The following is a 19,733-nucleotide window of genomic DNA, read 5'->3' as shown; positions in this document are numbered from 1 at the left end:
GCTCTATAGAGGCGTTTCGATTTCTTAAGTCATCCAGGCGGGGGACCCGCCGGACGTTGCGCCGGAAGGATGTTTTCATGGCAAATGTGGTGGTTGTCGGCTCGCAGTGGGGCGACGAGGGCAAGGGCAAGATCGTGGACTGGCTGTCGGAGCGCGCTGATGTGGTGGCGCGTTTCCAGGGTGGCCACAATGCCGGTCATACCCTCGTCATCGACGGCGTGAGCTACAAGCTGTCACTGCTGCCCTCCGGTGTTGTGCGTCCGGGAAAGCTTTCGGTCATCGGCAATGGTGTCGTGTTCGATCCGCATGCTTTCGTTGCGGAAATGGGGCGTCTTGCCGAGCAGGGGATCGAGGTGACGCCGGATCGGCTGAAGATTGCCGAGAACACGGCTCTGATCCTGTCGCTCCACCGTGAGCTCGACGGGTTCCGCGAGGATGCCGCTTCCAATTCGGGTACGAAGATCGGCACCACCCGTCGCGGCATTGGTCCGGCCTACGAAGACAAGGTCGGCCGCCGCGCGATCCGTGTCATGGATCTGGCCAACACCGACACGCTGCCGATGAAGATCGACCGCCTGCTCACGCATCATAACGCCCTGCGCCGGGGGCTCGGCCACGAAGAGGTGACGCACCAGGCCATCATGGACGAGCTCACCTCGGTGGCTGACAAGATCCTCCCCTATGTGGATCGTGTCTGGAAAATTCTTGAGGATGCGCGCCGGGCGGGCCAGCGCATCCTGTTCGAGGGCGCACAGGGCACCATGCTCGACATCGACCATGGCACCTATCCCTTCGTGACCTCTTCCAACACGATTGCCGGTCAGGCGGCCACCGGTTCCGGTCTCGGGCCGGGTTCCATCGATTATGTGCTGGGCATCACCAAGGCCTATACGACACGCGTCGGCGAAGGGCCGTTTCCGACAGAGCAGGACAACGAGGTCGGCGAGTTCCTCGGCACGCGTGGTCATGAGTTCGGCACCGTTACCGGGCGCAAGCGGCGCTGCGGCTGGTTCGATGCGGTTCTCGTGCGCCAGGCAGTCGTCGCCAACGGCATGAATGGCATCGCTCTCACCAAGCTCGATGTTCTCGATGGGATGGACGAGATCAAGATCTGCACCGGCTACAGGCTCGACGGCGAACTGATCGATTATCTCCCGGCAGGTCAGGGCGCGCAGGCCCGCCTCGAGCCCGTTTATGAGACGCTTGAAGGCTGGAAGGGCACGACCAAGGGCGCACGCAAGTGGACGGACCTCCCGGCTCAGGCGGTTAAATATGTCCGCCACGTGGAGGAACTGATTGGCGCGCCGGTGGCGATTCTTTCCACCAGTCCCGAACGCGAAGACGCCATACTTGTGACCGATCCTTTTCAGGACTAGTTTCGCGGGCGGAACTGTTTTGCGTGTCTGTGGAAATGGCCGCGCGTTCAAGAAGTAAAACAGGTTTGATAAGGCATGGCGGATTTTTCTGCGGTTCTGAAGAAGACGATCGAGGCGTTGTCGGAAAACACTCCGGCGGCGCGCGAGCGCATCTATCAGAAGGCCCGGACGACGATCGAGAACAAGCTTGCGGGCATGGACCCGGCGCCGTCCGCTGCGGTGGCTGACCGCCAGCGCAAGCTGCTTGAAGACGCAATCGCCAAGGTCGAGGCCGAATATGCGCCCCCGCCCCAGCCTGAGGAACCAGCACAGGATGAACTAGACCAGATCTTTGCCGAACTGGATGTCGATCCGGCGAAGCCGGGTGTTTCCGTTCCTCCCGCCTTCGAGACGCCGACTCCGACGCCGGAACCTGCTCCCCCGGCTGCGGAAGCGCAGAAGGAAGCCGAGGCTGCGTCAGAAGGGAGCGAAACGGACCATGCCGTGCGCTCCGAAGCGCCGATCTCGTCTTCAGGTGAGGATGTCGCCCTGGAGACACCTCCGCCGCCGCCGCGCGCCAGGCCGCGCAAGGGTGGAGCTTCCGGGCTGGTCGCCGGGCTGGTGTTGCTTCTCGTGGCTGCCATTGCCGCAGGCGCCTGGTTCTACAGGGACGATCTTTCCAGGTTCGCTGATTTCGAGGGCGATGGGCAAACGGTCGCCGAGAGTGGTGAGACCCGCTCGGAGGCAGGAGACGGTGCGCCGGCGGATACTCAGGAAACCGAGCAGGCGGCAGCCGAGAGCGGCAGCGCCGAAGCCACTCCGCCCGCCGAGCCGGCGCCGGTTCGCAAGTTCACCCAGCGCCTGCTCGAAGATGGACGCGAGGTCGATGAGGGCCCAGCCGGCGGAGAACCCGGTCTTGGCGAAGGCACGTCCGTGGCGCAGGCAACGGTGCAGGGCGATGAAACAGCGGTGCAGCCGGCACCGGTTCAGAACGGTCAGCCGGAGAGCCCGGGCGCCGGCGAAGCGCTGCCCGTGGGCCAGAAGGCGATCTTCTATGAAGAGCGCACGAGCGTTTCGCAGGGGTCTGCGGATCTCGGCGCGGTCGTCTGGTCCGTGGTGCAGGAATCGCCCGGCAATGATCTTCCACCCGAGCCGGCCATTCGGGCCGATGCAACGATCCCCGAGAAAAATCTGCAGCTCAAGATGACGATCCGGCGCAATGCCGACGAATCCCTGCCTGCCAGCCATATTCTCGAGATCATCTTCCTCACACCGGACGATTTCGACGGCGGTGGCATCGATAATGTCCTGCGGGTTTCCCTGAAACGGTCAGAGCAGGATACGGGCAATCCGCTGCTTGGCATCCCGGCCAAGATCGCCGACGGCTTCTTCCTCGTTGCGCTCAGCGACAGCACGGCCGATGCCGAAACCAATATGCTCCTTCTGCGCCGCCAGAGCTGGATCGACATACCCGTGGTCTACAAGTCGGGACGCCGTGCGCTTATCACGATCGAGAAGGGCATTCCCGGTGAGAAGGTTTTCACCGATGTGCTCAACGCCTGGCAGAATGCGACGAGCGGCTGACGGGACCGTGGCTTTCCCGCAGGTCGTTTAGATCGTTGATGGAGCATCGGACCGAAAAGTGGAAACCGGCTTTCGGATTATTCCGATGCTCTACAGCGCCGCGCGTCTTACAAGACGCGCAAAGGACGCTGTAACACTTTCAAATGATGCATGTTCGTTGTCTTTCAAATGAACTCATTTGAAAGCGACATGCATTAGAAACAACCTCAAAAAAAAAGCCGGCGGGAGACCACCGGCTTTTTTCAGTTCATGCAAGTTGCACGTTTCCGTATCAGGCGCCTGCCTGGCGGTGTGCCTCGGCTGCCATGGCCTTGGCGGCCAGTGCCTGCTGGCGAGCCGAATTCTGCACGGCTTCCTGAACCTTCTCGAAGGCGCGGACCTCGATCTGGCGCACGCGCTCGCGGCTGATGTCGAATTCGCCTGAAAGCTCTTCCAGGGTCATCGGATCCTCGGAAAGGCGTCGGGCCTGGAAAATACGCTTCTCGCGATCGTTCAGCACCGACATGGCGTCGCCGAGCATGCGGCGGCGAGTTTCCAGTTCGTCCTGCTCGACCAGCATGTCCTCCTGGCTTTCGCCATCGTCGACCAGCCAGTCCTGCCATTCGCCCGATTCGCCCTCGGTCGCCCGGATGGGCGCGTTGAGCGAAGCGTCGCCGGACAGGCGGCGATTCATCGAAATCACCTCTTCCTCGCTGACATTGAGGCGCGTGGCGATTTCCGAAACCTGTTCGGGGTTCAGGTCGCCGTCATCGAGTGCCTGAATCTTGCTCTTCACCTTGCGAAGGTTGAAGAACAGGCGCTTCTGGTTTGCCGTGGTGCCCATTTTCACGAGGCTCCACGAGCGCAGGATATATTCCTGGATCGAGGCCTTGATCCACCACATGGCATAGGTGGCGAGACGGAAGCCGCGCTCCGGTTCGAATTTCTTCACGGCCTGCATCAGGCCGACATTGCCTTCGGAAATGACTTCGCCGATCGGCAGGCCATAGCCGCGATACCCCATGGCGATCTTGGCCACGAGACGCAGGTGGCTCGTCACGAGCTTGTGTGCAGCCGCCGTATCGTCATGCTCTGAATAGCGCTTGGCGAGCATGTACTCTTCCTCGGGCTGAAGCATGGGGAAGCGGCGAATCTCCTCCAGGTAGCGGGTCAGTCCGCCTTCACCTGAAGCGATGCTGGGTAATGTCTGGGCCATTTAAGCACCCTCCTTTGCCGGATATGCCCTCATGCGGGGACGCCTTGAAAACCTGGCGTTTGCTGGAATGAGAGACAGCGCGACCATCTTTGATGCATCGCACCATATCCTATATAGGAACGAATTCCGACGGTTAAAGTTTCATCCTGCTGTCAACATTATGTCACCAGGCGGTGAACAATAATATTATTGTACCGATAATTACAAAATATCCAGCGCCCTTGTCAATGCCATCATGTCGGGAGGCGGATCGGCCTCGAAACGCATGAGGTCGCCGGTCTCCGGATGACGGAAAGCCAGAAGGCGCGCATGAAGAGCCTGACGCGGAAAAGCGGCGACTGTAGGGCGTATGTCTTCCGGCAGGCGGTTTACCTTCGTGCGGAATGCGCGGCCATAGTCCGCGTCACCGATAAGCGGGTGACCGATATGGGCCATATGGACACGGATCTGATGGGTGCGTCCGGTTTCCAGCCTGCATTCCACTTTCGCGGCAAACGCCTTGCCGCTGCCATCGGTTCCGTAACGCTTCTGCACCTGATAGCGGGTCACCGCGTGGCGCGCATCGCTGCGCCCCGCCGGCACGACGGCACGCAATGTCCGGCTCTGTGCATGGCGTCCGAGCGGAGCGTCGATGGTTCCCGCCATCCGCTCCGGGGCACCCCACACGAGGGCGATGTAGGCGCGCTCCAGGTCGCCGCTCCGGCCATGGTCGGCAAAGGTCTCCGAAAGAAGGCGATGGGCATTGTCCGTCTTGGCAACGACCATGACGCCGCTTGTATCGCGGTCGAGGCGATGCACGATGCCCGGCCTGCGCACGCCGCCAATGCCCGAGAGGGAGGCGCCGCAATGGTGCAGCAGCGCATTCACCAGCGTTCCGGACCAGTTGCCGGGGGCGGGGTGAACGACAAGGCCGGCTGGTTTGTTGATCACGATCAGTGCATCGTCTTCGTAAAGAACCTCGAGTGGGATCGCCTCGGCTTTGGGCTCGGCGGGTTCCGCTTCGGGTATTGTCAGCGCGTAGACCTCGCCCTCCGCGACCCTGTGCTTTGTCTCGGTGACCGGGTTTCCGCCCGTTGTCACTGCACCGGCGCGGATAAGCGTCTGCAGGCGGCTGCGTGAAACGGACGCGCCCAACCGGTCTGAAAGCCAGCGATCCAGCCGTTCTCCGGCATGTTCTGCTTCGACGGCAAACGCTTTGCGCGCACGCGTGTCTTCCCAATCGTTGTCGTCTTCGGTATCAGGATCGCCCATTGGAACTGCTTTCGAAACGGTGAGACATGGCCACGCCACAAGAACAGGAAGACCTGGAGCAGGAAGAGCTCGACCCGGCGGCCGAGCGTGTGCGCCGCAAGATGGTCCGCTTTATGGCCATCAACCTGGGCATTCTGTTCGCAGCGGTTATGGCTGTCGTGCTCGCCTTTGTCTACAAGACACTCAGCAGCGGCCCCGAAGAACCCGCCACGACGATTGCCCTGCCGGGCGATGCCGTTGAAGGGAGCATCGACCTTCCCGAAGGTGCGCGCGTCGTCTCCCAGGCTCTGGACGGCATGCGCGTGTCGCTGCATCTGCGCCTTGCCGACGGCACCGAGGAACTGCGTCTCTACGACCTGGCGAGTGGCCGGATGATCGCCCGGTTCGCGCTGCAGCCCTGACCATGTCCCGCCGCCACATCGCGCTGACCACGCTTGTCGTTCGTGACTATGACGAGGCAATCGCCTGGTATCGCGGGAAGCTCGGCTTTCACCTTCTTGAAGACACCGTCCTTTCCGCCGAAAAGCGCTGGGTGGTCATGGCGCCAGACGCCGGGGCGCTCGGCGCGCTGCTTCTGGCGCGGGCTTCGGGAAACGGACAATCCGCCAGCATCGGCAATCAGGCGGGCGGGCGCGTGTTCCTCTTCCTGCACACGGATGATTTCTGGCGCGACTACCGCGCCATGCGCGATGCCGGCGTGACGTTTCGTGAGGCGCCACGGGAAGAGGCTTATGGAACCGTGGCCGTCTTTTCGGACCTCTATGGCAATCTCTGGGATCTTTTGCAGCCAAATTCACAGGGAAGGTAAAACCGCTGTTGCATTTGCCGGCGAAGGCGACTATATCGCCGCAATCGCTGCGCTCCCATCGTCTAGCGGTCTAGGACGCCGCCCTCTCACGGCGGAAACAGGGGTTCGAGTCCCCTTGGGAGTGCCACTTCCCCCCAAGTCGCACGAATGGTTTCGATTTGCAGGCTGACCGTGCTGCGCTCCAGCAGCAGGCAAGCTCCGTCTGTCAGGGTGCGCTGCGAACACTTCTTATGCTTTGCAAATCGTTAAGCCTTGGCAACCACACTGGCGTCGATGCGTTGAGGTCACGAGAAGGCTCGGTTTGTGCCTTTCTAGGGAGCGGACAGTTTTGGGGACCGGCGAGGATTCAGACGTTGGGCAGCGTTTTTGCGGCGATGAACTGGCCGCTTTGCTGCGGTCTGCGCCCGGCTGGGTCTGGGAAGCCGACGAAGCCCACCGGCTGACCTGGATCTCGGAAGAGTTCGAGAGAATCACCGGGCTGAATCGTGAGCGTTTCATCGGCCGTTCGCGCATCACGCTGGCCCGCAATGCGTTTCATCCCGTCGGCGATGTCGAGGCCCATGAGAGACTTCTGGCGGCGCGTGAGCCGTTCAGCCAGTTCGTTTATGACCTGGAAGGTGGACCTCCCGACTGCCGCTGGATTTCTGTATCCGGGTTCCCGCTTTTCGACGACCATGGCCGATTTTACGGCTATCGGGGTGTAGCCTGCAACGTCACGCCGATGATGGAGCTCCTTCGCGGGGCAGGCGATGGAGCGGGTCTGCATGAGCATCGCACGGGCAGCGGCGGGCATCTTGCAAGGCTGATGGCTGCGCTGGATGTCACCCGCGACGCGTTCTGCTGCTACGACGCAGACGACCGCCTGGTGCTCAGCAACCAGGCCATGCTGGACATGTATGCAGGTCTGGAAGACGTCATCCGCCCGGGAACGTCCTTCGAGGCGCTTTTGCGTGCCGGTCTCGAGCGCAGAATACTGTCTTCTGAAGGGCTCGAGCCGGAGGTGTGGCTTCGCAGGGTTCTGGATCTGCGCAGCCGTGAAGAGGCCTTTGAAAGCGTGCTCCGTTTCACGGACGGGCGCTGGGTCATGCATCGCGAGAAGCGGACCGAGGATGGAGGGGCCATCGGCATCTGCACCGACATCACAAGGCTCAAGCGGCATGAAGGTGCGCTGGCCGCGGCTCTCGAAAAGGCAAAGCTTGCCGAAGCCATCCTGGATGAACTGCCCAATCCGGTTTTCGCCAAGGACCAGGATCTGCGGTTCGTTCTGGCCAACCGGGCCTTCAAGCGTACGCTTGGCGACGAAGCGACTGAGATTCTCGGTCGGCGTGCCGCCGATTTCACGACACCGGAGCTTGCCGAGACATTCGAGAGCAGCGAGCGGCGCGTGCTCGAAACCCGCGAGGATTTCGAGGTCGAGGAAGACTTCGACCAGCCCGGTATCGGCAAGTACCGTATCGTGCGCAAATGCCGCGTGGAGACGGAGAGCGGCACGCCCTATGTGGTGGGGGCGCTGTTCGACATTTCCGATATCCGCAAGCGCGAGAACGATGCCGAAGATGCGCGCCGGCAGCTTGCCGAGGTTCTGGAGACGCTTCCGGCTGGCGTTGTCATCTACGATCGCGACGACCGCTATGTTTTGGCCAATCGCAAGATGCAGGAGGCACTGCCGGCCATGATACCGGCGATGCGGCCGGGAAAATCGCTGCGGGATGCCGTCGAACTCGCGCACGATGCGGGATATTTCCGGCAAAGCGGCGATCCGGATCTCGATGCGCTTTATGACACCGATCGGGAAGCCTGGATCACGGGCTATCTGCGTTCCTATCACGTGCGTCATCGCATCTTTGAGCGCAGCCATGCCAATGGGCGCTGGGTCAAGGCCATCGATACACGCACCGAGGATGGCACTTTCGTTGGCGTGCGGGTGGATATCACCGAGCTCAAACAGCGTGAGGCCGAATTGCAGGCAGCACGCGAAGAGGCGGTGCTCGCCGACCGGGCAAAGTCCGAGTTCCTCGCCAATATGAGCCACGAAATCCGAACGCCCATGAACGGCGTTCTCGGTATGACCGAGTTGCTGGCAAAGACAGAGCTTACGGCCAAGCAGAAAACCTTTGCCGACATCATTCTGAAATCGGGCAACGCGCTTCTCACCATCATCAACGATATCCTGGACTTCTCCAAGATCGATGCCGGCCATATCGTCCTTGAGGCCGAGCCGTTCTATCTCGGAGAGGCGGTCGGCGATGTGGCAACCCTCATGTCGTCGCGCGCAAAGGAGAAGGATCTCGAGCTGATCGTCCGGGTGGATCCGGGCATCACGCGCGCCGTGGTGGGTGATGTCGGCCGCGTCCGGCAGATTTTGACGAACCTTGTGGGCAACGCCGTCAAGTTCACCGAAAAAGGACATGTTCTGGTGAATGTGAGCGGCAGCGACACACCCGATGGTGCGCTGGCGCTGCAGTTCAGTGTCACCGACACGGGCATCGGAATTCCAAAGGAAAAGCTCCACCTGATCTTCGACAAGTTCAGCCAGGTCGATGCGTCGTCGACCCGCCGCCACGAGGGAACCGGCCTCGGGCTCGCCATCACCTCGCGCCTCGTCGATCTCATGGGGGGTGAAATCGGTGTCGAGAGCGTGGAGGGACGTGGATCGACGTTCTGGTTCACGTTGATTCTGCCCAAGGCCGCTGGCGCAACCCCGCAACCCCTCGCGCCCCGTGAAGTCTCGAACGCCCGCGTTCTTGTTGTCGATGACAACTCCGTCAACCGGATGATCCTCCGCGAGCAGATGGAGCACTGGGGTTTTGACGCCTGCGTGGCCCGGGATGCCGCCGAAGGTCTGGATGTGCTGCGCGCTGCTGCAAAGCTGGGACTGCGCGTCGACTGCGCGGTCGTCGACTATCAGATGCCGGGCATGAACGGGCTGGAGATGGTGGAGGCGATGAGGGCGGATCGGGCAATCGCGGACGTTCCGGTGGTTCTCCTGACCTCCGTCGACCAGTCGCTTTCCGGCTTTGGAGCACGCGAATTGTCCATCGCTTCGCACCTGATCAAGCCAGCGCGATCCTCGGCACTTCTCGAGGCAATGGTTGCCGCCATGCAGCCGACACAGGCTGCAGCGCCCGTTGGTGAAGCTGGAATGGCGCGGGAACCCGTCCCGGAAGGTGCAACGCGATCTGCCCAACCGGACGATGCGGCGTTGCAAGGCGACGGTGAGATTTCGTCCGACATCGACGTTCTGGTTGCCGAAGACAATGAAGTGAACCAGCTGGTCTTCCGGCAGATCCTGAGTGAGGCAGGGCTGCGTTTCGATATCGTCGAAAGTGGCAAACATGCCCTGGAAGCACATCGGCGCAGGAAACCGCGCCTCATCCTGATGGATGTTTCGATGCCCGGTATGAGCGGACTGGAGGCAACGCGGGAAATACGCCACCGGGAACGGGAAATGCGGACACGGGTTCCGATCATCGGTGTCACCGCTCACGCCTTGAAAGGTGACCGTGAGCTTTGTCTGGAAGCGGGGATGGATGATTACCTTTCCAAGCCGATCAGCCCCAGGGCACTTCTGGAGAAAATCAACTCCTGGGTGAGTTTTGTGCACTCGAAATCAATCATTAAATGAGTAAAAAAATTAATTAACACACTGTTGTTTATGAGTTATTTCCCTCTGCTCCGGCTTTCTTGTGAACTAGCGCGATCGCACCATTTAGGGTGTCTGGTGTTCTCATTAAAGTTGAGACAAATGGTCGATAACCGATCTAGATTTTCCGGGCGGGCGGATGTCCGCAGGCCGTGGGTGATCCAAACGAGCCCCAACAGGATCTATCCGGGTTTTAAACCCAGCCAAGTGTGATTTGCCATTCTATATGGTCTTTCCCCCGCCCGGCTTTTTTGGCTCTGCCGTCCAGTGCGGTGTTCCTGCACACTTCAGTTGGCTCCCGCTTCTTATACCGGTGATAACCCAGCCGGTATTGTCGCCAGGCGGGATCATCCGGGGCGATGTACATACTTGGTGTGATACGGATACAGAGCCGAAAGGGGCATCCTGCCTCTGGCAGCGCGGCTGTGCCGAAGGGCCTGCAGAAAAACAGCAGTGTCACACTGGCCTTGCCGTCCGTACCGTTGCGATCCGCAACCCGTTCCGTTGTCCGAAAAACCTGTCATTTCGTCATCGTAATCGGGCTGACACGGAACTGTCATGGAACTGTTACACAGAGTTGTTATTCCGCTCCCCGACGCCGGCAGGGCGTCTGACCGAATTCCGAACAGGGAGCTGTCTCCAATGAAAAAATTCCTTCTCACCGCTTCGGCGGCCACGATCGCCCTTGCCGGTGCGGTCGGCGCGGCCGCGGCCCGCGATCAGGTACAGATCGCCGGTTCGTCGACCGTTCTCCCCTATGCGAAGATCGTTGCCGAGAATTTCGGCGAGACCTTCCCGAACTTCAAGACGCCGGTTGTCGAGTCCGGTGGTTCGTCCGCTGGCCTGAAAGAGTTCTGCAAGGGCGTCGGTGAAGCCACGATCGACATCGCCAATGCATCGCGCAAAATCCGTGAAAAGGAAGTCGCAGCCTGCGCGGAAGCAGGCGTGACGGAAATCCAGGAAGTCCAGTTCGGCTATGACGGCATCGTCTTCGCCACGGATATCCAGGGTCCGGATTGGGCGCTCGAGCCGGTCGATGTCTACAAGGCTCTGGCGGCGAAGGTCGCTGTCGACGGCAAGCTCGTCGACAATCCCTACAAGAAGTGGAACGAAGTGAACCCGGATCTGCCGGATTGGGACATCGCTGCTTACATCCCCGGTGAAAAGCATGGCACCCGCGAAGTCTTCGAGGAGAAGGTGCTTGCGGCCGGCTGTGAAGTTGCTGGTGGCCTCAAGGCAGCCGAAGAGGCTGGTCTCGACGAGGATGCTGCCGAAGACGCATGCATCGCGGTCCGCAAGGACGGTGGTGCGGTCGACATCGACGGCGACTACACCGAGACGCTCGCTCGCATCGACGCCAACAAGACCGGCGTCGGCGTGTTCGGCCTCTCCTTCTACGAGAACAATGCCGACAAGCTGAAGGTCGCCACCATCAACGGCATCACGCCGTCGGTCGACACGATCTCCACCGGCGAATACCCCGTGTCGCGTCCGCTTCAGTTCTACGTGAAGAAGGCGCATATCGGCGTTGTCCCGGGCCTGAAGGAATATGTCGAGTTCTTCCTCGACGACCAGATGGTCGGCCCGGAAAGCCCGCTCGCCGATTACGGTCTGGTTCCGGCTCCGGATGCGGAGCGCGACGCTCAGCGCAAGGCTTTCGAAGCTGGCGAAACCATGTAATCCGGTTTCCGCATGACAACGCAGGCGGCTCCTGCCGCCTGCGTTCGATCTTTGCGGAGAGGTTGTGAACTGGACGCCCGGCCAGGTGCCGGAGAGGGGGCTTCGTGGCCTGGGGACTTCTCCTTACCATCATCGTGTTCATCGGCGTTGTCGGCTATGTTCTCGGCAGTGCGCGCGCAAAAAAGCAAAGTGCATCGGCGGCTGAGAAGCCGCATTCGCGTGCGCATTATCATGGCTGGTGGGTTTTTCTCCTCGCCGTTTTGCCGACGCTGCTTTTCATGGCGGCCTGGTCGGCTGGCAGCTATGCCTATGTGGATCGCGCGATCAGCGAACGTATGCCCGAGCAAACAGCCGACAGCGCGATTGCGAGCCGTTCGCTCGCTCTGGGCATGGTCCGCAATCTGGCAGCCGGTCTGCGCAGGATCGAGGGCGACCCCGCCTTTGCCGAGGTGCCGAAGAGCTTCGAGGCACTGCGGCCCGTTCTTGCCGAACGCGGCGTGGCACTCGCCTCGGATACGCAGGACTACATGATCCCCATCGCACTCGACCTCAACGCCATGCAGGACAATGCAGCGTTGATCGGTACGGTGATCGCGATCCTTCTGTCGCTTGGCGGCGCCTTTCTCGGTCTGCGGAGCGTGCGTCCGCGCGGTCGGGCCAGGAACAATGTCGAGCGTGTCATCACCTGGGGCCTGCTGGCCGCCTCCACCATCGCCATCCTGACGACGGTGGGCATCGTCTTCTCGATGCTGTTCGAGACGATCCACTTCTTCCGCTCGGTGTCGCTGAGCAACTTCTTTTTCGGGACCGTCTGGGACCCGCGTTTCGCCGCTGCCGGTGCAGAGGCGCAGGAGGGGCAGTTCGGTCTCATTCCGCTGCTTGCCGGCACGGTCTATATCGCCTTCGTGGCGATGCTGTTCGCCGTTCCGGTCGGTCTGATGGCTGCGATCTACATGGCCGAGTACGCCTCCAAGCGCGTGCGTTCGGTGGTCAAGCCCCTGCTTGAGGTTCTGGCCGGCATTCCGACCATCGTCTACGGCTTCTTCGCCCTGGTCACGGTCGGTCCGTTCCTGCGCGACATGAGCGCGGCGATCGCCGGCGGCCCCGGCTTTATTCAGGCCCAGAGCGTTCTGACGGCGGGTCTCGTTATGGGCATCATGTTGATCCCGTTCGTCTCGTCGCTGTCGGACGACATCATCACCGCCGTGCCACGCGCCATGCGTGACGGTTCGCTCGGGCTTGGCGCGACGCGTTCCGAAACCATCAAGCGCGTCATCATGCCCGCCGCGCTGCCGGGCATTGTCGGGGCGCTGCTTCTCACGGCGTCGCGTGCCATCGGTGAGACCATGATCGTGGTTCTGGCCGCAGGCGTCGCCGCCAATCTCACGCTCAACCCGTTCGAGGCAATGACAACGATCACCGTCAAGATCGTCAATCAGCTCACCGGGGACCTCGAGTTCACCTCGCCGCAGACACTGGTGGCCTTCGCGCTGGGCATGACCCTGTTCGTGCTCACGCTCGGCATGAACATCTTCGCGCTGTACATCGTGCGCAAATACCGGGAGCAATACGAATGACCGACGCTGTCTACAAAGGGGGCGATGCTCCCCGCGCAGCCGCGCGCCGAGACATCGGCATCAAGAAGCGTTATGCGGCAGAGCAGCGGTTCCGGATGTACGGCATCATCGCGATCGCCATCGGCATCTTCTTTCTGGCCGCGCTTTTGTGGTCGGTGGTGTCCAACGGTTACACCGCTTTCTGGCAGAGCTCCATCAATCTGGATGTCACCTTCGCCGAGAATGTGATCGATCCGGACAATGAGCGCGCCACCGACCCGAACGCGCTTCTGACGGCCAATTATCCGAAACTTGCGACAGATGCCCTGGTGACGAAGCTAGGGGTCGACCCGGAGAACCGCAAGCTGGTTCGCGAGGTGGGCGGTCTGATCTCGAACGGGGTTCGCACCCAGTTGCGCGACATGGTGGTGGCGGACCCGTCGATCATCGGCACGACCCGGAATGTGTGGGTGCTCGCGAGCGGCGATGTGGATTCTGCCGTGAAGGGTCAGGTCAACCTCGACGTGGATGAAAGCCGCCGCAAGGTCTCCGACCAGCAGCTTGAATGGATGCGCGCGATGGAAGCCGATGGCGTTCTGGAACAGCGCTTCAATTCGGGGCTTTTCACCCGAGGTGCCTCGAGCCGGCCCGAAACGGCAGGCATGGGCGTCGCTATTGTCGGCTCGATCTACATGATGCTGATCGTGCTCGTCCTGGCGCTGCCGATCGGTGTTGCCGCCTCGATCTACCTCGAGGAGTTCGCGCCGCAGAACAAGCTGACCGATCTGATCGAGGTCAACATCAACAATCTGGCGGCCGTGCCGTCCATCGTCTTCGGCCTCCTCGGCCTCGCCGTGTTCATCAATTTCATGCATCTGCCACGCTCTGCTTCTCTTGTGGGCGGTCTGGTGCTGACGCTGATGACATTGCCGACGATCATTATCGCAACGCGCGCAGCGCTGCGGGCCGTGCCGCCGTCGATCCGCTCGGCAGCTCTCGGCCTTGGCGCTTCGCGCACACAGACGGTGTTTCACCATGTGCTGCCGCTGGCCGCGCCCGGCATTCTGACGGGCACGATCATCGGCCTGGCGCAGGCGCTTGGCGAGACGGCACCGCTGCTTCTGATCGGCATGGTGGCTTTCGTGGCCGATTACCCGACCACGCCGCTCGATCCCGCAACGGCGCTGCCGGTTCAGATCTATATGTGGGCGAACGAAGCCGAACGCGCGTTTGTCGAGCGTACTTCGGGCGCTATCATCGTATTGCTGCTGTTCCTCGCCGTGATGAACATCACCGCCATTATTCTGCGGCGGCGCGTCGAGCGTCGCTGGTAACGGAGTGGAAGGACATGAATATGCTCACTGATGCTGCTGTCGAAGAAGCACTGGATGCGAGCCAGAAGCCAAGGCCCCTCAAGATGCGCGGCGAGAATGTGCGTGTCTTCTACGGCGAGAAGCAGGCGCTTTTCGATGTGAACCTGGATGTCCTGGAGAACCAGGTCACGGCGCTGATCGGCCCTTCGGGCTGCGGCAAGTCCACGTTCCTGCGCTGTCTCAACCGCATGAACGACACGATCGATATCTGCCGCATCGAAGGCAGGATCACGCTCGACGAGCAGGACATCTACGATCCCAGGATCGACGTGGTGGAATTGCGCGCCCGCGTCGGCATGGTGTTCCAGAAGCCAAACCCGTTCCCCAAGTCGATCTATGAGAACATCGCCTACGGACCGCGCATTCACGGTCTGGCATCGAAGAAGGCGGAGTTCGACGAGATCGTCGAGTCCAGCCTGCAGAAGGCCGGTCTCTTCAACGAGGTGAAGGACCGTTTGCATGAGCCTGGAACGGGTCTCTCCGGCGGCCAGCAGCAGCGTTTATGCATTGCGCGTGCCATCGCGGTTTCGCCCGAGGTGATCCTCATGGACGAACCGTGCTCGGCGCTCGACCCCATCGCCACCGCCAAGGTGGAGGAGCTGATCGACGAGCTGCGCGAGAATTACACCATCGTCATCGTCACGCACTCCATGCAGCAGGCGGCGCGCGTGTCGCAGCGCACGGCCATGTTCCATCTGGGCAACCTTGTCGAGGAAGGCCCGACGGACAAGATGTTCACCAATCCGGATGACAAGCGCACCCAGGATTACATCACCGGCCGCTTCGGTTGACGCACAGATAAGGAACCAGATCATGGGCGAGCACACAGTCAGCTCCTTCGATGAGGAACTCGGTGAGATCGACCGCCTCATCCGCGATATGGGCGATCTCTCCGGTGCGATGACCCGCGCCTCAACCAATGCCCTGCTCAACTCCGACACTGCGCTCGCGCAGCGTGTCATCTCCGACGACACGATCATGGATGCCAAGCAGCGCGATCTCGACGAGCGTGCGATCACGCTGATTGCCAAGCGCCAGCCGATGGCGCAGGACCTGCGCAGCGTTGTGGGTGCCATTCGCATGGCAGCCGACCTGGAGCGCATTGGCGATCTCGCCAAGAACATCGCCAAGCGCGTGAGCGCGGTCGGGCAGAGCGCCACGCCGCGCACGCTCGCCCATTCCATCGATGCGATGGCAGGTCTGGTGCTGCATCAGGTCAATGCGGTGGTCGAGCACTATGTGAAGCGCGATGCCGAAGCGCTGATCCGGTTGCGCGACGAGGATGAGAAGATCGACATTCAGTATACGTCGGTGTTTCGCGAACTGCTGACCTACATGATGGAGGATCCGCGCAATATCACGTCGTGCACGCATCTTCTGTTTTGCGCCAAGAATCTCGAACGCATCGGCGATCACGTGACGAATATCGCCGAAAATGCCTATTATGTGGTGACGGGGGAACAGCTTCCGGTCCAGCGGCCGAAGCTCGATGAAACACAGATGACGGTCGATGCGGATGCGTAGACGGCCGTAGCAATGCCCTAGGAGAATGCCTTCCATGATTGCCCCCAAGGTCATGGTCGTTGAAGACGACGAACCGCTCTGCGTCCTGCTGAAATACAATCTGGAGGCCGAGGGTTATCAGGTAGAGATGATTTCGCGCGGCGATGAAGCCGAGGTGCGCCTGCAGGAAAATGTCCCGGATCTGCTCGTTCTGGACTGGATGGTCCCGGCTGTGTCGGGCATCGAACTGTGTCGCCGGCTTCGCATGCGCCCGGAAACCGAGCGCCTGCCGATCATCATGCTCACCGCGCGCGGTGAGGAAAGCGACCGCGTGCGCGGACTTTCCACCGGCGCCGACGATTATCTCGTGAAGCCCTTTTCGACACCGGAGTTCGTGGCGCGTGTCCGCGCGCTCCTGCGCCGGGCCAAGCCGGAAGTGCTGTCAACGGTTCTCTCCGTCGGCGACATTGTGCTCGACCGGGAATCGCACCGCGTTTACCGGCGCAAGAATGAAATCCGTCTCGGACCGACAGAGTTCCGTCTTCTGGAATTCATGATGCAGCATCCCGGCCGCGTTTTCTCGCGCAGCCAGCTGCTCGACAATGTCTGGGGTGAAACGATCTATATCGATGAGCGCACGGTTGACGTCCATGTGGGCCGGTTGCGCAAGGCCGTGAATCAGGGCCGGCTTCCCGACGTGATCCGCACCATTCGCGGCGCCGGCTACGCGATCCGTGAAGCCTGAGACAGACCGACACAAAAACCCCGGCGCAATTGCCGGGGTTTTTGTATGTCGTTGCAGTCGGTTCGATCACTTCATGAGCGTGCTTGCGGGCCTGCCATGTTCGTTCCGGGCAACCGCAAAGCTCGTCACCGGCTCAAGGGTGGCCGTCAGCTTGCCGTCGTCCGTAACGTCCCATTCCAGAACCGCGTCGTCATAGACGAGCGCCGGATCAACATAGACACATGTCGCCATAACACGCGGAGCCTCGCTTTCGAGCTCACGCATCGAGACGGGCCTTTCCGCCTCGCACTCCTCGAATGTCTCATAGACAGGCGTGGGGGCGGGCAATTCGCGGCATTCGGCCATGTTGCCGGAGCAGCCGACAATCAGAAGAAGCGCAGCGATGTGTTCCATGGCATTCTCCTTTCATTGTCTCCCCGAAGCGGAAGCCATGGAAGGTCCGCCTCGCCGGGTGCCGCATTCGTTTACGTCATTGTCCCCTTGTTTAACCGCGTCTCCTCAGCAGTCCCATGATCAGGGAAATGGCGAGAAGAGCGAGGAAAATATAGAACAGGATCTGCGCGATTCCTGCGGACGCGCCTGCAATCCCACCGAAGCCGAGGGCGCCGGCGATGAGCGCCACGACCAGAAATATAAGTGCCCAGTAAAGCATGCTGTCTCTCCGTTTAGTTATGGCTCCTAAACGCCTGCGCAGGGAGATTGGTTCCCGATCGAAAGAAAACCGGCAAAATAAAAGGCCGCCCGTGGAGGGGCGGCCCTTCGGAAGCGGTGAAGCCAGCACTCAATCAGGCAGCGGCGCGTGCCTGGTGATCGAAGAACAGCGCCTGACTGATCAGCGCCTTGACCATTTCGGGACTGAACGGCTTGGTGACCAGGAAAGTCGGCTCCGGGCGTTCGCCGGTCAGCAATCTCTCCGGGAAAGCCGTGATGAAGATGACGGGAACGGTCGCCGCTTCGAGAATTTCGTTCACGGCATCGAGGCCCGAGCTTCCATCCGCAAGCTGGATATCGGCAAGCACCATTTTCGGCTGTGTCTTCGCGAACATCTCTACAGCCTGCTTGTGCGTGCGGGCGTTGCCGACAACCCGATGACCGAGGCTTTCGACCATCTCCTCGATATCCATGGCAATCAGAGGCTCATCCTCGATGATCAGGATATCGGTTGCCACCTGGCGGGAGATCTCTTCGCTGGCCTCGTGCAGCATTGCGTTGATACCGTTGAGATCGGTCTCAAGAATCTCCGCTGCCTCCTCAGGCCGAAAGTTCTCGACCGCCACCAGAAGGAAAGCCTGGCGTGGACGTGGCGCGAGGGATGACAGATTGCTCGAGGCGCGCTGTTCCCAGGCAGAGGCAGGGGCGGTGTCGGGCACTGGCACATCAAGCGTTTCGAACAGCGATGTGAACAGCCTGAAGAGCGCGATCCTGTCGGTCGACGCTTCGGGAAAGATGCTCGTGTCGGCAATAAGCGCTTCAAGCACCGCGGCCACCAGGGCGTCACCGCTCGATTGAGAACCGGATACCGCTCTTGAAAAGCGCCGCAGATAGGGAAGGTGCGGAGCGATACGCGCTGACAGGGTCATGGATTTCAGGTCTCCCTCGTAACGTGGCAATGGGAACAATGTACATTTATGATGTGTGAAACGCCCGTTCCGCGAAAATGTTCCGCGGGGACGGAACGATTTCCGATCGGCGGCGTTTGGCAAGACACGAGACAGTGATGGCGCGGGGCAATCGCTTATGTCCGGGCCAGTGGGAGACAAGACCTCATGGATGAAGACAGGGCATGAATTACGGCAAACCCAACACCCGAAGCGGCCTGGATAGGCGTGGCAAGGACGATGATCCTCTCGGCGCAAACTCCGAGATCGGGCGCAAGCTCAGGCAATATTACGACGATTTGATTGCGGAAGACATTCCGGATCGGTTCAGCGACCTGCTCAATCAGCTCGAGCAGAAGAGCAGCGCTGGTACCGCCGGAAACGAGGATTGATATCTATGAGTGTGTATCCGGGCTTTCGTGACGATCTTCTGGCTGCCGTGCCCAGTCTGCGCGCGTTCGCGGTTTCGCTTTCGAAGAATGCCGACCGGGCCGATGACCTGGTTCAGGAGGCGCTCGTCAAGGCGTGGGACAAGCAGGCAAGCTATCAGCCGGGCACAAATCTGAAGGCATGGCTCTTCACCATCCTGCGCAACGAGTTTTATTCGCAGATGCGCAAGCGCAAACGCGAGGTCGAGGACAGCGATGGTGCCATCACGGCCCGTCTCTCCGTCCATCCGCCCCAGGAGGGGTCGGTCGACCTCAAGGACTTCCGCCGTGCGCTCGAGCAGTTGCCAGAAGATCAGCGCGAGGCGATCATTTTGATCGGCGCGTCAGGTTTCTCCTATGAGGAAGCCGCCGAGATCTGCGACTGCGCCGTCGGCACGATCAAGAGCCGTGTCAGCCGCGCCCGGACGCGGTTGCAGGAAATTCTGGCTATCACCGGTGAGAATGATTTTGGGCCGGATGCCATCTCCACCCAGATCACCAATTCGGTCTTCACCGCTTAATCGGATTGCTGTCCGGCCCCGGCAGGCGAAGAGCCGATCGCCTGCGCGAGCGCTTCGATAAGATCGCTGTCCTTGTAGGGTTTTTCGACAATCGCGACGCCGTTGAAGGTCTCGAAGACCTGATGGTTGGCGGCATAGCCCGTTGCAAAGATAAAGGGTATGCGCCGGCTTTGCAGAAGGCGGGCGAATTCGTCCGTCCAGTTGTCTGAAATCTTGATGTCGAGAATCGCGGTCGAGATGCGGCCCGCTTCGAGAATATCAGGCCCAAGCGCGTTGAATGAGGCGATGGTCACCACATCCTCGGCGCCGTGTTCCTTGCAGAGTGCCTCTATATTCATGGCAATCATGGTCTCGTCTTCGACAAGAAGAACGCGTGCGCCGTCCAGGGTTTTCTTCAAGCGGGCATCCTTCCGAAGCCAGAGAATCCATTCCTTTTGAACTCTCATTAGTTGACTGACTTGTCATTAAAAAAAGACATACCCCTGACGGAACC

19 protein-coding genes and 1 tRNA gene are annotated in these 19,733 nt (G+C 60.7%); 14 read left to right on the top strand and 6 right to left on the bottom strand.

The genetic code is table 11. The annotated features are described in order from the left end of the window. Window positions 1-77: 77 nt before the first annotated feature. Window positions 78-1,376: an adenylosuccinate synthase gene (locus tag KUG85_RS12675; RefSeq protein ID WP_065817015.1), complete on the top strand. Its 1,299-nt coding sequence runs from the start codon at window positions 78-80 to the stop codon at window positions 1,374-1,376. A gap of 75 nt (window positions 1,377-1,451) precedes the next feature. Beyond that, window positions 1,452-2,939 (top strand): hypothetical protein, encoded by a 1,488-nt coding sequence (locus KUG85_RS12670; RefSeq protein ID WP_223005479.1) that lies wholly within the window; start codon window positions 1,452-1,454, stop codon window positions 2,937-2,939. A 271-nt stretch (window positions 2,940-3,210) separates the two neighbouring features. Here the strand turns inward: KUG85_RS12670 and rpoH are convergent, their stop codons facing one another. Then, window positions 3,211-4,134 carry an RNA polymerase sigma factor RpoH gene (gene rpoH / locus KUG85_RS12665; protein WP_065817017.1) on the bottom strand — a complete coding sequence of 308 codons (924 nt, stop codon included), beginning with the start codon at window positions 4,132-4,134 and terminating at the stop codon, window positions 3,211-3,213. Window positions 4,135-4,335: 201 nt separating this feature from the next. Then, a complete protein-coding gene (locus tag KUG85_RS12660) occupies window positions 4,336-5,385 on the bottom strand; it encodes an RluA family pseudouridine synthase (protein WP_065817018.1) in 1,050 nt (349 codons plus the stop codon). A gap of 26 nt (window positions 5,386-5,411) precedes the next feature. Between KUG85_RS12660 and KUG85_RS12655 the strand changes: the two genes are divergently transcribed. The 10 genes from KUG85_RS12655 to phoB all read left to right on the top strand — a co-directional run bounded on the left by KUG85_RS12655 (window position 5,412) and on the right by phoB (window position 16,693). Then, window positions 5,412-5,786, top strand: coding sequence for a fimbrial protein (locus tag KUG85_RS12655; protein WP_223005478.1), 375 nt, complete (start codon window positions 5,412-5,414; stop codon window positions 5,784-5,786). A gap of 2 nt (window positions 5,787-5,788) precedes the next feature. Further along, on the top strand, window positions 5,789-6,193 hold the full coding sequence (locus KUG85_RS12650) for a VOC family protein (protein WP_223005477.1): 405 nt from the start codon (window positions 5,789-5,791) through the stop codon (window positions 6,191-6,193). A gap of 51 nt (window positions 6,194-6,244) precedes the next feature. Next, window positions 6,245-6,320 (top strand) — tRNA-Glu (locus tag KUG85_RS12645). Between the two features lie 261 nt (window positions 6,321-6,581). Then, entirely contained in the window at window positions 6,582-9,818 is a 3,237-nt protein-coding gene (locus KUG85_RS12640) for a response regulator (protein ID WP_223005476.1), read from the top strand. Window positions 9,819-10,478: 660 nt separating this feature from the next. Beyond that, window positions 10,479-11,516: a substrate-binding domain-containing protein gene (locus KUG85_RS12635; protein WP_065817022.1), complete on the top strand. Its 1,038-nt coding sequence runs from the start codon at window positions 10,479-10,481 to the stop codon at window positions 11,514-11,516. Window positions 11,517-11,620: 104 nt separating this feature from the next. Further along, window positions 11,621-13,093 carry a phosphate ABC transporter permease subunit PstC gene (gene pstC / locus KUG85_RS12630; protein WP_065817023.1) on the top strand — a complete coding sequence of 491 codons (1,473 nt, stop codon included), beginning with the start codon at window positions 11,621-11,623 and terminating at the stop codon, window positions 13,091-13,093. Further along, a complete protein-coding gene (gene pstA, locus KUG85_RS12625) occupies window positions 13,090-14,406 on the top strand; it encodes a phosphate ABC transporter permease PstA (RefSeq protein ID WP_065817024.1) in 1,317 nt (438 codons plus the stop codon). Before pstC ends, pstA begins: the two co-directional genes overlap by 4 nt. A gap of 14 nt (window positions 14,407-14,420) precedes the next feature. Further along, window positions 14,421-15,236 (top strand): phosphate ABC transporter ATP-binding protein PstB, encoded by an 816-nt coding sequence (gene pstB, locus KUG85_RS12620; RefSeq protein WP_025030225.1) that lies wholly within the window; start codon window positions 14,421-14,423, stop codon window positions 15,234-15,236. Between the two features lie 22 nt (window positions 15,237-15,258). Continuing rightward, entirely contained in the window at window positions 15,259-15,969 is a 711-nt protein-coding gene (gene phoU, locus KUG85_RS12615) for a phosphate signaling complex protein PhoU (protein ID WP_007010231.1), read from the top strand. Window positions 15,970-16,006: 37 nt separating this feature from the next. Next, on the top strand, window positions 16,007-16,693 hold the full coding sequence (gene phoB / locus KUG85_RS12610; protein WP_025030226.1) for a phosphate regulon transcriptional regulator PhoB: 687 nt from the start codon (window positions 16,007-16,009) through the stop codon (window positions 16,691-16,693). Between the two features lie 66 nt (window positions 16,694-16,759). Here phoB and KUG85_RS12605 read toward each other — a convergent pair whose 3' ends face one another. The 3 genes from KUG85_RS12605 to KUG85_RS12595 form a co-directional block, all read right to left on the bottom strand. After that, window positions 16,760-17,086: a hypothetical protein gene (locus KUG85_RS12605; RefSeq protein ID WP_065817025.1), complete on the bottom strand. Its 327-nt coding sequence runs from the start codon at window positions 17,084-17,086 to the stop codon at window positions 16,760-16,762. Between the two features lie 91 nt (window positions 17,087-17,177). Further along, the gene (locus KUG85_RS12600) at window positions 17,178-17,345 is read right to left on the bottom strand and encodes a DUF1328 domain-containing protein (protein ID WP_007010234.1); all 168 of its coding nucleotides are present in this window, start codon (window positions 17,343-17,345) and stop codon (window positions 17,178-17,180) included. 133 nt (window positions 17,346-17,478) lie between these two features. Next, entirely contained in the window at window positions 17,479-18,273 is a 795-nt protein-coding gene (locus KUG85_RS12595; RefSeq protein ID WP_223005837.1) for a response regulator, read from the bottom strand. Between the two features lie 203 nt (window positions 18,274-18,476). Between KUG85_RS12595 and KUG85_RS12590 the strand changes: the two genes are divergently transcribed. After that, window positions 18,477-18,683 carry a NepR family anti-sigma factor gene (locus tag KUG85_RS12590; RefSeq protein ID WP_065817027.1) on the top strand — a complete coding sequence of 69 codons (207 nt, stop codon included), beginning with the start codon at window positions 18,477-18,479 and terminating at the stop codon, window positions 18,681-18,683. A 5-nt stretch (window positions 18,684-18,688) separates the two neighbouring features. After that, on the top strand, window positions 18,689-19,240 hold the full coding sequence (locus KUG85_RS12585) for a sigma-70 family RNA polymerase sigma factor (RefSeq protein WP_223005475.1): 552 nt from the start codon (window positions 18,689-18,691) through the stop codon (window positions 19,238-19,240). On the opposite strand, the gene KUG85_RS12580 is transcribed toward KUG85_RS12585, so the two are convergent. Then, window positions 19,237-19,638 (bottom strand): response regulator, encoded by a 402-nt coding sequence (locus KUG85_RS12580; protein WP_245291819.1) that lies wholly within the window; start codon window positions 19,636-19,638, stop codon window positions 19,237-19,239. The genes KUG85_RS12585 and KUG85_RS12580 overlap by 4 nt on opposite strands. Window positions 19,639-19,733: the final 95 nt, after the last annotated feature.

This window comes from Nitratireductor rhodophyticola (assembly GCF_019891355.1).
GTDB classification, from domain to species: Bacteria; Pseudomonadota; Alphaproteobacteria; order Rhizobiales; family Rhizobiaceae; genus Nitratireductor; species Nitratireductor rhodophyticola.
This window is presented reverse-complemented; position numbering and strand designations above follow the sequence as displayed.